General features: G+C 32.5%; 16 protein-coding genes. 3 read left to right on the top strand and 13 right to left on the bottom strand.

What is annotated here, in order from left to right:
* Window positions 1-13: 13 nt before the first annotated feature.
* The 13 genes from mnmE to fliW are packed head-to-tail and all read right to left on the bottom strand — an operon-like array spanning window position 14 to window position 7849.
* On the bottom strand, window positions 14-1351 hold the full coding sequence (gene mnmE / locus DZ64_RS0108225) for a tRNA uridine-5-carboxymethylaminomethyl(34) synthesis GTPase MnmE (RefSeq protein ID WP_024790170.1): 1338 nt from the start codon (window positions 1349-1351) through the stop codon (window positions 14-16).
* Entirely contained in the window at window positions 1311-1958 is a 648-nt protein-coding gene (locus tag DZ64_RS0108220; protein ID WP_024790169.1) for a Jag N-terminal domain-containing protein, read from the bottom strand. The genes mnmE and DZ64_RS0108220 overlap by 41 nt, the downstream gene beginning before the upstream one ends.
* Entirely contained in the window at window positions 1949-3451 is a 1503-nt protein-coding gene (gene yidC / locus DZ64_RS0108215) for a membrane protein insertase YidC (RefSeq protein WP_024790168.1), read from the bottom strand. The genes DZ64_RS0108220 and yidC overlap by 10 nt, the downstream gene beginning before the upstream one ends.
* Entirely contained in the window at window positions 3448-3705 is a 258-nt protein-coding gene (gene yidD, locus DZ64_RS0108210) for a membrane protein insertion efficiency factor YidD (RefSeq protein ID WP_236618744.1), read from the bottom strand. Before yidD ends, yidC begins: the two co-directional genes overlap by 4 nt.
* A gap of 25 nt (window positions 3706-3730) precedes the next feature.
* On the bottom strand, window positions 3731-3988 hold the full coding sequence (gene rnpA, locus DZ64_RS11980; protein ID WP_236617401.1) for a ribonuclease P protein component: 258 nt from the start codon (window positions 3986-3988) through the stop codon (window positions 3731-3733).
* Between the two features lie 23 nt (window positions 3989-4011).
* Complete coding sequence (rpmH, locus tag DZ64_RS0108200) at window positions 4012-4146, bottom strand: 50S ribosomal protein L34 (protein WP_024788053.1); 135 nt, start codon at window positions 4144-4146, stop codon at window positions 4012-4014.
* A 38-nt stretch (window positions 4147-4184) separates the two neighbouring features.
* Window positions 4185-4685: a ribosome hibernation-promoting factor, HPF/YfiA family gene (hpf, locus tag DZ64_RS0108195; RefSeq protein ID WP_024790167.1), complete on the bottom strand. Its 501-nt coding sequence runs from the start codon at window positions 4683-4685 to the stop codon at window positions 4185-4187.
* 42 nt (window positions 4686-4727) lie between these two features.
* A complete protein-coding gene (locus tag DZ64_RS0108190; protein WP_024788051.1) occupies window positions 4728-5144 on the bottom strand; it encodes a hypothetical protein in 417 nt (138 codons plus the stop codon).
* A complete protein-coding gene (locus DZ64_RS0108185; protein ID WP_024790166.1) occupies window positions 5141-6103 on the bottom strand; it encodes a type II secretion system protein in 963 nt (320 codons plus the stop codon). The genes DZ64_RS0108190 and DZ64_RS0108185 overlap by 4 nt, the downstream gene beginning before the upstream one ends.
* A complete protein-coding gene (locus DZ64_RS13510; RefSeq protein ID WP_051430021.1) occupies window positions 6100-6321 on the bottom strand; it encodes a hypothetical protein in 222 nt (73 codons plus the stop codon). Before DZ64_RS13510 ends, DZ64_RS0108185 begins: the two co-directional genes overlap by 4 nt.
* 52 nt (window positions 6322-6373) lie before the next feature.
* The gene (locus DZ64_RS13505) at window positions 6374-6757 is read right to left on the bottom strand and encodes a type II secretion system protein (protein ID WP_051430020.1); all 384 of its coding nucleotides are present in this window, start codon (window positions 6755-6757) and stop codon (window positions 6374-6376) included.
* Window positions 6735-7475 (bottom strand): pyrroline-5-carboxylate reductase, encoded by a 741-nt coding sequence (proC, locus tag DZ64_RS0108175; protein WP_024790165.1) that lies wholly within the window; start codon window positions 7473-7475, stop codon window positions 6735-6737. Before proC ends, DZ64_RS13505 begins: the two co-directional genes overlap by 23 nt.
* Window positions 7472-7849: a flagellar assembly protein FliW gene (gene fliW, locus DZ64_RS0108170; protein WP_024790164.1), complete on the bottom strand. Its 378-nt coding sequence runs from the start codon at window positions 7847-7849 to the stop codon at window positions 7472-7474. The genes proC and fliW overlap by 4 nt, the downstream gene beginning before the upstream one ends.
* Before the next feature lie 189 nt (window positions 7850-8038).
* Here fliW and DZ64_RS0108160 point away from each other — a divergent pair, with 189 nt between their 5' ends.
* The 3 genes from DZ64_RS0108160 to lon are packed head-to-tail and all read left to right on the top strand — an operon-like array spanning window position 8039 to window position 13550.
* The gene (locus tag DZ64_RS0108160) at window positions 8039-10612 is read left to right on the top strand and encodes a valine--tRNA ligase (protein WP_024790163.1); all 2574 of its coding nucleotides are present in this window, start codon (window positions 8039-8041) and stop codon (window positions 10610-10612) included.
* Window positions 10605-11225 carry an outer membrane protein assembly factor BamD gene (gene bamD, locus DZ64_RS0108155; protein WP_024788045.1) on the top strand — a complete coding sequence of 207 codons (621 nt, stop codon included), beginning with the start codon at window positions 10605-10607 and terminating at the stop codon, window positions 11223-11225. Before DZ64_RS0108160 ends, bamD begins: the two co-directional genes overlap by 8 nt.
* A 9-nt stretch (window positions 11226-11234) precedes the next feature.
* Entirely contained in the window at window positions 11235-13550 is a 2316-nt protein-coding gene (gene lon, locus DZ64_RS0108150) for an endopeptidase La (protein ID WP_024790162.1), read from the top strand.
* Window positions 13551-13556: the final 6 nt, after the last annotated feature.

Here is a 13556-nt window from a genome sequence, read left to right as displayed (position 1 = left end):
TTTCTCCTTTGATTTATTTTCCGACACAAAAACTTCCAAACATTTTATCAAGCATTTCGTCATATTCAAAAGGTCTTGTTATTTCACTTACGGCTTTTATAGCATCCTGGATATTATAACTGAAAAGCTCAAGTTCGCCGGTATCTAAAAATTCTTCCGCTTCATTTATTGCTTTGAGTGATTTTTTTATCATTTCAATTTGCCTTAGAGATGTGAGTATATGCTCATTTTCACCCTCTTTATTGTCCAAAAGTTTTTTTATGGTTTCAATTAATTCATTTATATCTTTTTTTGCTGAAATTTTTACAATTTCAAAGTTTTTAAATCTGTTTAAATCTATATTTATACCCAGATCAACTTTGTTTATCACTATAATAGCCTCTTTTTTTGAATTTTTAATTAAATCAAATATTTTTTCATCTTCTTTATTAAAATTATTGGCTTCAAAAACACCCAAAATAATATCACTCTCTTCTATTGCTTTTTTACTCCTCTCAACACCTATTTTTTCTATTTCGTCTTTGGCAACCCTTATTCCGGCAGTGTCTATGATTTTAATTAAATGTGAACCTATCTGAATATCTTCTTCAATTGTATCGCGCGTAGTACCTGCAATATTGCTAACAATTGCTCTATTTTTATTTAATAAAGCGTTTAAAATAGAGCTTTTACCTACATTCGGTTTACCGACAATTGACACTTTATATCCGTTAATGATACCTTGACGTCTCTGACTCGCTTCAAGTGTTTTTTCCAGAACATTTTTTATTTCATTTAGTTTTTTTCCAATTTCTCCTCCAAGACTCTCAGGCAAATCCTCTTCAGCATAATCTATAAACACCTCAGAATAAGCCATAATTTCCACAAGCCTGTTTCTGATATCTTCCACAAATTCTTTAAGTTCGCCTTCTAACTGACGTGAAAGAACCCTCGCCCCCTCAACACTTCTTGTTTCAATTAATTTGGCTATAGCTTCAGCCTGGGTTGCATCAATTTTCCCGTTTAAAAAAGCCCTTTTGCTGAATTCTCCCGGATTTGCCAATCTTCCGCCCGCTTTTAAAACTTCTTCCAATATAAGTCTGCTTACCACATATCCCCCGTGGCATTGAAATTCAATTACATCTTCCCCTGTAAATGAATATGGGGCTTTAAAATAAATTACAAGGGCTATATCTATGAGATTGTTTTTTAAATCGTATACTTTTGCCAAGGTGGCGATTCTGGGGGTTAATTCTTTTTTTATCAGTTTTTTTGCAATACTTAAAGCCCCCTCTCCTGATATTCTGAGTATCGAAATAGCACCTACCCCGTTAGGAGTTGCTATTGCCGCTATAGTGTTCATGTCTTTCACCTATTACAATATATTTTTCCCTGTTTCTTTCTTTGAGGGCGACATATTTTTCAGGAAATTCTTTTCTTAATATTTCAAGCGCCAAAAAAGCCAAAATTCCGTCAAACGGTTTGGTTTTTCCGTATCCTCTGATTTTTACTTTTTCAATAAAAGGCGCTAAATAGTTTTTAAGCATTTCGGTTTGTGTTTTTAAAAACTCTGCAATTTCAAGTCTTACTTTAAATCCGTATTTTTGATTAATCCAGCTATAGAGCATATAATTTAAGGCGTTATATCTATATCCTTCTTTACCTATCAGCAAAGCAGCGTCGGGACCGTCTATTTTTATTCCCACTGTTTCATCGTTTATTTTATAAACATCTATTGTGTCAATATTAAAACAGGAATTATTAAATAAACTTATTAAACTTTTTTTTATATCCCCAATAACTTCCTCTATATTTTTTTCAGGTTCTTCCACCTCAATTACAGCGGTTTTGGAAAAAAATCCCAAAAAACCTTTCGAAGGATACTGAAGTATTTTTATATTTAGCTCGGTAACAGAGCACTTAAATGTTTCACTTGCCTTTAAATAGGCTTCTTCAAGGGTTTTAGCTTCTATGCGCACTTTTTTATCTTCATAAATGTATTTATTATATATTGTTGCAAAATTGAAAGAATATTGTTCGTTGTCCAATAAAGAACCAAACCTGCCGGAAATGTTGCCATCATAAAAGTAAACACAAGAGGCAGGAATTTAAATATTTTCTCCTGCATAGGATCCTGGAAATTGGTAGGTGTGAGCCTTTGATGCAGATACATACTAACCCCCATTAAAACAGGCAGAATAAAATAAGGGTCCATTGAACTTAAATCATGTATCCATAAAAATGACGCCCCTTTTAATTCAATGGAATATAAAAGAAGTTTGTAAATACCGTAAAAAATAGGTATTTGAAGCACTAAAGGCAAACACCCCCCTAAAGGGTTTGCTCCATGCTCTTTATAAAGCTTCATCATATGTTGTTGAAGTTTTTGAGGGTCTTTTTTATATTTTTGTTGCAATTCTTTCATTTTAGGGGCAAGTTCTTTAAGTTTATACATACTGACCATTCCCTTAAAAGTAAGAGGGAATAAAACAATTCTTACAATAATAACAAGGAAAATAATGGCGATACCCCAGTTTATCACTATTTTATGCAACCAGTCAAGCAATATAAACAGATTTCTCGCAAAAAATGTTCCCACTCCGTATTGAACAACATCAATAAGTTCTTTATTAATTCCAGTAAGTGTATCCACATATTTTGGACCTATATATCCGGTTAGTTCAATATTTTTATCCGTGTTTACAAAAATCAGGGGATTATTTTCTTTATCCGGATAAACAATTGCTTTCAGAGGTTTTTTTGAAAAGAAAAGGGTTGTGTAATATCTGTCAAACCCCGCTATGACAATTGCATTATCATCTGTTTTATTTTCGGCATCGCCGTCTTTGATTATATCAAGCGTATCATCGCTTTTTTTGATTAACGCACCGTGAACCGTCAGTTTATCGACTGCGGCTGAAGGCCTACTTCCTGGGGTGACAAAATAATCCACATTTTTTGATAAATCAATTTTTAAATCATAATGGCCGTCTTTATAAAACGTAATTATTTTTTTTACCGTTAGGGTCGGCAGTTTTTGAGTTAAAGTTATCGTTGCTTTGTCTTTGAGTTTAATTAACTTTTTATCAGATATGTAATCTGTTTTAAAAGCAGCTTCATTTATTTTGGCATCATCAAACCTTATCTCAAGAGGTTTTACATTTGAAACAAGTTCCAGCTTTTTACCGTTTTTGGAAAATTTTTTTTCATCCAATTTGAAAGAGGCAATTCTTCCGAGTGAATCGATTTTGATTTCATAATTTTTAGCAATTATTTTTGCTATTATTTTTATGTTTTTTTCACTGACTTTATTTATTTTTGTTTTTGTAACTGTGTGTATATTAACACTTTTATTCTGTTCTGCACTCTGTTTTTGAACCTGCGGTTCAATAACAAAATATTCATAAATAGCAAAAAAAATAAATGAAATCAATGTTGCTATTATAATATTTTTCATATTGGGTTTATTCATACTTCTGCCTTTATCACATAATATTTATTTTTTTTTAGAGGAATTAACCAGTATTTTACAGGAAGTTTTTTATATTTAATGTTTTTTAGATTCAATTCAATTACAGGATAATCGATTCCGCCTTTAAAAAGCTGATTGCAGGTTAAAATTCTTTTAATAGAAACAATAAAAGCTTTAAGGGGATTATTCAATTCAAACTGAATTTTACTATATTCTGAGCAACTGGGATAATATCTGCAGTTATTACCAAGCATCGGACTTATAAACAACTGATACAAATCAATTGATTTTATTAATAGCTTTTTTAAAATCATATATAAGCTCTTTAAAATTTATTTGTGAAACATCTTCTTTTGCAATAATTGCAAAGAGTCCTTTTTCATCTTTTGCCAACACCCTGATTCTTCTTTTTATTTTATTTCTAACCACCGCTTTTTTCGAAATTTTTTTAGACACAATCGGGGACACTCTCAAACTTTCAGAAGGGAGAAAATATATAACAAAATATTTAGAATAAAATTTTCTCCCTTTTTTTATAATATATTCTATTTCCTTAGAACTTAAACCGCTAATCTTTTTCTGCCTTTGCTTCTTCTTCTTGCTAATACTTTTCTTCCGTTTTTAGTTTTAAGTCTCGCTCTGAAACCGTGGGTTCTTTTTCTTTTTATTTTACTTGGCTGATATGTTCTTTTCATTTATACTCCTTTTTTAAGCTGAAATTTTACCAAACAAATTAATATAATCCAAGTTTTCCGTCTTTTCTTCTGTATATTACTCTTTTTTCTCCGTTTTTATCTCTAAACACCATAAAATAAAGGCCTGATTTTTTATATTCTTCAATAGCTTCATCTATACTTAAAGGTTTTTCCACATCAAGAGGAACCTCGACAATTTCATCCTGACTTTCTTCCACTATTATTTCTTCCAATCTGTCATTTTTACGATAATCTTTAATTTTATCATGATATCTTCTTAATAATTTTTCAAGTTTGTCTTTTGCCTTGTCAAGTGCGGCATACATGTCTTTATCTTTAAAATGAACAACCGCTGTACCTTTTTCAGGTATATTCATTATTATCTCTGCATTAAAAAAATCTCTTTTGTCTTTTTCTATCGTTACAACCGAATGAAGAATCCCCAAATTGTATTTTTCTATTTCATTTATTACTTTTTTGATATGGTCTTTCATAGCCTCTGTTAATTCAACATTTCTGCCAACAACTGTTACGTTCATAATTCTCCTTTTATTTAAAATTGATTAGGAATTATAGCAAATTTATGGATTTTGAAGTGTAAATCTAACTTTTCTTATGTAAAAAGAAGGATTTTTTGAAGTTACTGTTACATAAATTAATGCACTTCCATTCGTATCGGCCGTGTTTATATTTGAACAGTACCCACTGCAACTGCTTGTATTACAATCCGTTAAAAAATAATGATATGTTATATTTACATCAAAAAAAGTATCACTTAAACTGATATGTTTTAAACAGTTATTGTTATAATCATGCCCCTGCATTGCCATAATTGCATATTCTGTTGCGGCCCTGCTCATAAGCTCTGCCCTGCTGTCCATTGAGACTTCGGCTGTATGTTTGTTTGTCGCAGCGGCAAATTCCAGACTCATAACACCTATAATAGCAACAACTATTACAAAAACAAGGGTAATTAGCAGGGAAAATGATTTTTTCAAAATACAACCTTTTCTTTACATATTGTTAAATTATAATCAGTTAATTTTTTATTTTCTGATGTAATACATACATAAATTCTCAAAAGGCCATTTTCTTCTTTAAATTTAAATTTGGTAACATGAGTGGCCAAAATTGAGGCATTCCCATCTGTATAATTTTGATCAAGCCATGGAAAATAATTAAATCTGAGTGTAAGATTATATTCATTGCCGCTTTTTACCGGAACAACCGCTTCCGCTGAATTAATTATATAATATCCTTCATAAACCGTTGTTGAATTGGATTCATCAACAGCACTTAAATTTAATTCAGTGTCACTTAATTTACCTATGGCAAAAACTCTTGTCGCGTTATGTTCATACCAGCCGTAAGAATTGTTTATATCACTGAAATCTCCTCTTCCGTCAGCTCCACTGAAAACTAAAACATCCCGTTTATTGTTAAAAATATTATTATATCCGTTAATTCCCCATGCATGAAACCAATTACCGTCTATTTGCTGAACAATTGAAAAATTACTCTCGGGAGTGGATATATTGTATTCATCGCCTCCGTTTGAGGAATTTGTATCTTTTAAATCCACAAAACCGCTCCAGCCGGGCTGTATTTTAGTACCGTTCCACATTCCTCTTTTTGAATAAACAGAATAATTAAGCCATTCCAATACCCGATATTTCCCGCTGTTTTGAGGGGTTAACTGCGAAACGGCAATAAAATCTCCGTCTGGAATTCCACTGTCACTGCAATGACTCGCAATTACACTGTTTTTTATTCTTGTTTTTAATTTGGATGCAATAATATTAAGGGTTAAATCAGTTTTATAAGCAAGCCTGTTCATCTCTTTTTGCATAATATAATTATTGGCAAGTTTTTGAAGAATTTCAACGCTGATTGTTCCGAGTATTCCCAAAATCACTATTACAATGGTAAGTTCTATCAGTGTGAATGCTTTTTTCATCTACTTATTTCCTCTAAAGATAAAAATTTACTAGCCCCTATATTACATGTCGGATAATAAATTGTAACATTATTGTCGCTTGTTATTTTTATAAGTTTTATATTCGTTTTATTTGCAATATTATTATAGTTATATGAAAAAGATAAATTTTGGTCATTATAACTGGCATTATCTCCGATATAATAAACACGCACTGTTAAATTCACACCGTTTATCATTTCCGAAAAATTATTAAAATCATCTATATCATCATAAGTAGAAACATTATTTTCACCTGTATCTATACCAATTTTTGAAACATCTAAACTTGCTTCCGCTTCTGAATATATTATTATTAAATTCGGCTTTACCTCTTCTTGCAGGACCCGTATACATAGAATTAAAATTTATTAAAAGCCCACTATCCCCATTGCTTGCATTCAAATCTTTATAAAAATTATCCCCTAAAGTATTGTTTTCATCAAAATAATATTGTAAAATCATATTCATTAAACTCATTTCATTTAAAACAATTTCTTCTTTTGTAACCGTTTTTGCCGTTTTGGAAACACTTTCAAGGATTAAAGGAAAAGTAGCTGCTATAATTCCTAAAACCACAATGGAAATTACAATTTCAAATAATGAAAACGCTTTATAATTTTTTTGATTTTTCATAAGTTTTTTTTACTACCTTTATCATAGCACCCCTGACGCTGTTGTCTTCCATTTCCAAAACTCCCTCAGCCGTTGTGCCTTTCGGTGACATAACCCTCTCTTTTATTTCACTAAAAGGCATATCCAAAGCACTGAAACTTTTAAAAAGTCCTTTAACAAGCTTGTTTGCGATATCTCTTTTAAAACCTATATAAACGCCACCATCACTTATCGCTTCCGCAATTATCGCCAAAAATGCAGGGCCGCTTCCAATAATAGCTGTTGCTTTATCTATTTCATCATCATTTTCAAGCCAGATAACATCTCCTATATATGAGAACAATTCCTCCGCTCTTTTTTTTACATCAATATCCCCGGTTACAGCAGTAGTGGATGACCCGTAAGCTGCCGCTATATTTGGCATTGCTCTTATATAGGCTTTTGCTTTAATATATTTTTGAAGTTCTGTTAAACTTTTACCGGCTAAAATAGAATAAAGAGTTTTTGCTTCACCTTTTATTCTCATAGAGACTTCCTGAAGTGCATAAGGCTTAACGGCTAAAATAATTTCTTTATCAGTTATATCAAATCCGTCTAATAAAAAATATTCACATTCAAATTCTTTTGAAAAATTTTTTAATTTATCTTCATTTCTGCCCACAACTGCAAATTTTTCTTTTCCTCTCATTCCCGTTGCAATAGCCCTGGCCATTGCCCCATAGCCGAATATATAAATCACTTCTTTTCCTTTATGTAGTTTCTAAGAGGATCGCTCAGAGAATAAGGATATTTATCTAAAATCACCTGTCCCATAATTTTCTCATCATTGTTAAAAATAACAGGAGCTGCGAAATTAATTGTCGAATCTATAAACGGTTTGTTTATTATCATAATGTTTAAAACAAAATAATTACTGTTTTCATTTAATTTGAGTTTTTTTTGGGCATCTTCGTCTATTTCAAAAAAATAATCCTCTCTTAAAACAGCGGGATTAATTAATGTAAAAGATACATTTCCGTTTTGAAGTTTAAAAAAATTGGGTTCAATCTCTTCCAATTCAAATTTATCTATATTTTCAAATCCAAGAACAGGCAAAGCAACTTTATATTCCATCAATATCCTTTTTTTGTATTTACAGCAATAATTATACCCAAATTTTTAAAAATGAAAAACTTTTTCCCATTATCCATCATGGCCGTTTTTCAAGCAGCCAAGTCAGCTAAATTCGCTTTGCTCATTTTCGCTTATTTTCCATTATCCATTGATAAATTTGTGTTATAATTTCGCAAAAAAGGAACAGCATTGAGAGAATACAACCCTCATGAATATGAAAAAAACACATATGAAACATGGGAGACGGAAGGTTTTTTTGAAGTAGATTATAAAAAAGAAAAAAATTTTTGCATTATGATGCCCCCTCCCAATGTCACCGGAAGTCTTCATATAGGCCATGCATTAACCTTTACCCTTCAGGATATCATTGTAAGATATAAAAGAATGGACGGATATGCCACACTTTGGCAGCCGGGAACAGACCATGCCGGAATTGCCACTCAAAATGTTGTGGAAAAACAGATTTTGGCGGAAGGTAAAACAAAAGAAGAAATAGGAAGGGCCGAATTTTTAAAAAGAGTCTGGAAATGGAAAGAGTTTAGCGGCGGCACTATTACAACCCAGCTTAGACGCCTGGGGGCAAGCCCTGCCTGGTCCAGGGAAAGATTTACAATGGATGAAGGTCTGCAAAGAGCTGTAAGGGTTGCTTTTAAAAAACTTTATGATGAGGGTCTTATAGTAAAAGGCAATTATATGGTAAACTGGTGTCCAAAAGACGGAGCACTAAGTGATATTGAAGTAGAATATGAAACACACGAAGGTGAGCTTGTTTTTATTAAATATCCAATTGTAAATAGCGATGAATATATAGTAGTTGCCACCACAAGACCTGAAACATACTTTGGTGATACTGCTGTTATGGTAAATCCGGAAGATGAAAGATATAAACATTTAATAGGTAAAAAAGTAAGACTTCCTCTGATAAACAGGGAAATTCCGATTATTGCGGATAGCTATGTTGACATGGAATTTGGAACCGGTGCGGTAAAAGTAACACCTGCTCATGACCCAAACGACTATGAAGTGGGGCTTAGACACAATCTTCCTATAATAAAAGTATTTGATGAAAAAGGTATTTTAAACGAAAACGCCGGAGAATTTGCCGGACTTGACAGACTGGAAGCAAGAAGTAAAGTAGTTGAAAAACTTGAAAGCAAAGGATTTATTGAAAAAAAAGAAAAACATATTCATCAGGTAGGCCACTGTTACAGATGCAAAAGCGTAATAGAACCCTATGTTTCAACCCAGTGGTTTTTGAAAAAAGAAGTGGCAAAAGAGGCTATCGAAGCCGCCAACAAAGGCGAAGTAAAATTTCATCCAGCACAATGGAAAAACAATTACGATGCATGGATGAGAGAGCTTAGGGACTGGTGTATTTCACGCCAACTATGGTGGGGGCATCAAATTCCCGTTTATTACTGTGATGAATGCGGACATGAATGGGCAAGCGTGGAAGAGCCGAAAGAGTGCCCTAAATGCCGCTCAAAAAATTTCCATCAGGACCCTGATGTTCTTGATACATGGTTTAGCTCCGCCCTTTGGCCTTTTTCTACGCTTGGATGGGAAAACGGTGAATGGGGGAAAGGGACCAAATGGAAAGAAGTTGATTTAAAAAGATTTTATCCAAACAATCTTTTAATAACAGGCTTTGATATTTTATTTTTCTGGGTTGCAAGAATGATGATGATGGGTGTTCATTTCTTAAAAGAAGTGCCTTTTAGGGATGTTTATTTACATGCCCTGGTAAGAGACGAACACGGCCAGAAAATGAGCAAATCAAAAGGAAACGTAATAGACCCGCTTGAAATGATAGATAAATATTCGGCCGACATTATGAGATTCACCCTTGCAATACTTGCCGTTCAGGGAAGAGATATAAAACTCTCAGAAGCAAAAATGCTTGAATCAAGAAACTTTACCAATAAATTATATAACGCCGCAAGATTTTTAAAAATGCATAAGGAAAAATTTAATGATTTGAAAAATCAGGAGATTAAAACAGACCTCGGTAAATGGATGCTTTATAAATTAAATAGAGCCATTAAAAACGTAAGAGCTGAACTTGATGAATACAGATTTAACGATGCGGCAATGACTCTTTACAGATATTTATGGCAGGATTTTTGCGACTGGGGAATTGAGCTTGGCAAAGTTTCTAAAGATTCGATTGCCGAACTTGGCTCAATATTCAAAGAATCAATGAAACTGCTTCATCCTTTTATGCCTTTTATTACTGAATTTTTATACCAGGAATTAAGCGGCACTAATATAAAAGAAAACACAATTATGCTAAAAACATATCCAAAACCACTAAAAACAGAAAAACCGGCGGATTTTGATATGATTATTGAAGCGATTGTAAGCCTCAGAAGAATAAAAGCTTTAACCGGAAGTAATTTCAAAAAAGCTTATGTCTTGGCAAATTTACCCGAAATGGCAAAAAAATACATTAAAAAACTTGCAAAAATAGACGAAGTTGAATTCGTTGATAAACCGATTGAAAATGCCATAAGGGATATAAGCGACAACCTTGAAACAATGGTAAGCAAAGAAGAAATCGACATAACGCCTATTGTAAACAGACTCAACAAACAAAAAGAAAAATTAAATAAAGAAATAACAAAGCTTGAAAAGAAACTCTCAAATAAAAATTTCATTGAAAAAGCGCCGAAAGAAGTAATTGAAAAAAATAAAAACGAATTAAATGAACTTAAAGAAAAATTAGAAAAAATTGAAGAAGAATTAAGGAAATTAAATGTTTAAAAAAATCCTTTTTATTATCCCTTTTGTGTTTTTGGGCTGTTCTAACAAAAATGTTGTACATTATGAAAACTTAACGGCTCTTACGTGGCACAATAAAATATCAAAAGATGTAAAAGCAAACAATCTTGACCAGGCTGATGATGATTTTCTCTCTCTGGAAGCAGAGCATCCGGCATCTCCATATATAAAAACAGATATACTTATTTTGGCTTTTGCCCATGCAAACACCGGAGAATTTGAAGTTGGAAAATTTTATCTTGACGAATATGAAAAAAGATATGCCTCTTTGGCTGAAATTCCATGGATTGAATATCAAAAAATAAAATTCGATTTCCTCAAATATAATAATCCTTTTACAAATCAAAAAGAACTCTTAAATCTGATTACCGAATGTAAAAATTATTTAAAAAATTACCCAAATTCCGAATTTAAATATGAAGTAAACACAATTTTAGCCAAAGCTGAATTGACAAAAAATTATTTAGATGTTAGAATATATAACCTGTATAAAAAATTAAATAAACCTAAAGCTGCAGACAAATTTAAAACAGATATTCCAAAAAATTCAAAAGAACCTTCTGTTCCATGGTATAAAAAAATATTTTATTGGTAAAGGTGGATTATGACATTAGAAAATTACGAAAAACTTCCAAGCGTTTTACCCGTTTTGACAGAAAAGGAATTAATATATCCGTTTATGATAATTCCTATTTTTCTTGAAAAGAAAGAGGATGTTTTAGCCATACAAAAAGCGATAAACGACCATTCCCTGATTTTTGTATCAATTAACGACAATATAGGCACATACGGTACAATAGGTACAATTATCAGAAAAGTTACCCTGCCTGAGGGAAAAATAAAAATTCTTTTTCAGGGACTCAGCAGAGGTAAAATTATTGAAATAGAAGACAAAAATCCGACAATGGCTCTAATAGACAAAGTTAAACCGATAGCTGAAGATGAAAAAGAGATAAAAGCGCTTCTTGAAACATTAAAAGAGCATATAATAACCCTAAGCGAAATAAATCCTTTTTTCCCAAAAGATTTTATAAAAATAATTGAAAACAATAAAGATGCCAACAGAGTTGTGGATATCATAGCAAGCTCTCTTAAACTTCCGGTGGAAAAAGGCTATGAATTATTCAAAGAAATTGATACAAAAGAAAGAATTATAAAACTTATTCATTTTATTTTGGAAGAAATAGAATCAATAAAAATTAAAAACGAACTCTCCAAAAAAGTAATGGAACAGGTTCAGGAAGTAAACAGGGAGCATTTATTAAGACAACAGTTAAAATTAATTCAAAAAGAACTCGGAATAAAAAATGAAATAGAAGAAGAAATAAAAGAATATTATGAAAAACTTGAGAGTCTCAAAAAATATATGCGAGAAGATGCATATAAAGAAATTAAAAAACAGCTAAACAGACTCTCCCGTATGCATCCCGACAGCGCCGAAGCCACAACAACACAAAATTATATTGAATGGGCGCTTGAAATACCTTTTGGAAAATATACAAAAGAAGAATTTTCAATAGATGAACTTAAAAACAGGCTCAATAAAGACCATTACGGGTTAAAAAAGCCGAAAGAAAGAATTATAGAATACTTCGGTGCAAAAGAGCTGGCCAAAAAAAGGGGTGAGGAATTTTCCGGGGCAATAATATGTTTTGTGGGCCCTCCGGGTGTTGGTAAAACTTCTCTTGCCAATTCTATTGCCGGCTCTCTTGAGAGAAAAATCGTAAGAATCGCTCTTGGAGGACTTGAAGACGTAAATGAACTAAGAGGCCACAGAAGAACATACATCGGCGCAATGCCCGGGCGTATTGCACAAGGGCTTATTAACGCAAAACAGTTAAACCCTGTAATGGTACTTGATGAAATAGATAAAATTTCAAGATTCAAAGGTGACCCAACAGCAGTGCTTTTGGAAGTATTAGACCCAGAACAGAATGCACATTTTAGAGATTTATATTTAAATTTTGAACTTGATTTAAGCAAAATTTTATTTATAGCCACGGCAAACGACCCAAACACCATACCGGCTCCTTTAAAAGACAGAATGGAGATGATTTTTGTTGGAAGTTATACTCCGCAGGAAAAATTTGAAATTGCCAAAAGATATCTTATCCCTCAGGAGATGAAAAAACATTCTCTTAAAAAAAGCGAAATTTCTATTTCAGACGCAGCGTTAAAAGAAATAATAGACAAATATACAAAAGAAGCGGGTGTAAGGAACCTTAGAAGAATAATTGCTAAAATAATGAGAAAAGCCGCTTTACTTGTTTTAGAAGATAAAAAAGCAAGAGTAAATATCAAAAATTTAAAAGATTTTCTTGATAAAGGTTATTTCGGAATAGAAGAAGTCTGCAAAAAAGATAGAATCGGGGTTGTAAACGGACTTGCATGGACCCCGGTGGGAGGGGATGTGTTGAGAATAGAAGCCGTCAAATATAAAGGCAAAGGACAAATAAGCCTTACAGGGCAGCTCGGCGACGTTATGAAAGAATCCGCACAGATTGCCTATACTCTTGTAAAAGTTTTAATTGATACTAAAAAAATTGAAACACAAAAAAGTAGAGAACCCATTTATTACAAATACAACATTCACATTCACGTCCCAGAAGGTGCAATTCCAAAAGACGGGCCTAGTGCCGGAATCACAATGACCACGGCAATTGCGAGTATTTTCAGCAACAGAAAAGTTCACTCAGACATTGCAATGACAGGGGAAATAACATTAAGCGGGGAAGTTTTGCCGATAGGAGGTCTCAAAGAAAAATTAATAGCTGCATATAAAGCAAAAATTAAAAAAGTTTTAATTCCGCAAAAAAATTATGAAAGAGACTTGGACGATATTCCACAAGAAGTTTTAAACGGTCTCGAAATTATTCCGGTTAAAACAATAGATGAAGTGTTAAAAGAAGCCTTAATTTAATGGGAA

Origin of the sequence: Lebetimonas sp. JH292 (assembly GCF_000523275.1) — a bacterium.
Taxonomy (GTDB): domain Bacteria; phylum Campylobacterota; class Campylobacteria; order Campylobacterales; family Nautiliaceae; genus Lebetimonas.
This window is presented reverse-complemented; position numbering and strand designations above follow the sequence as displayed.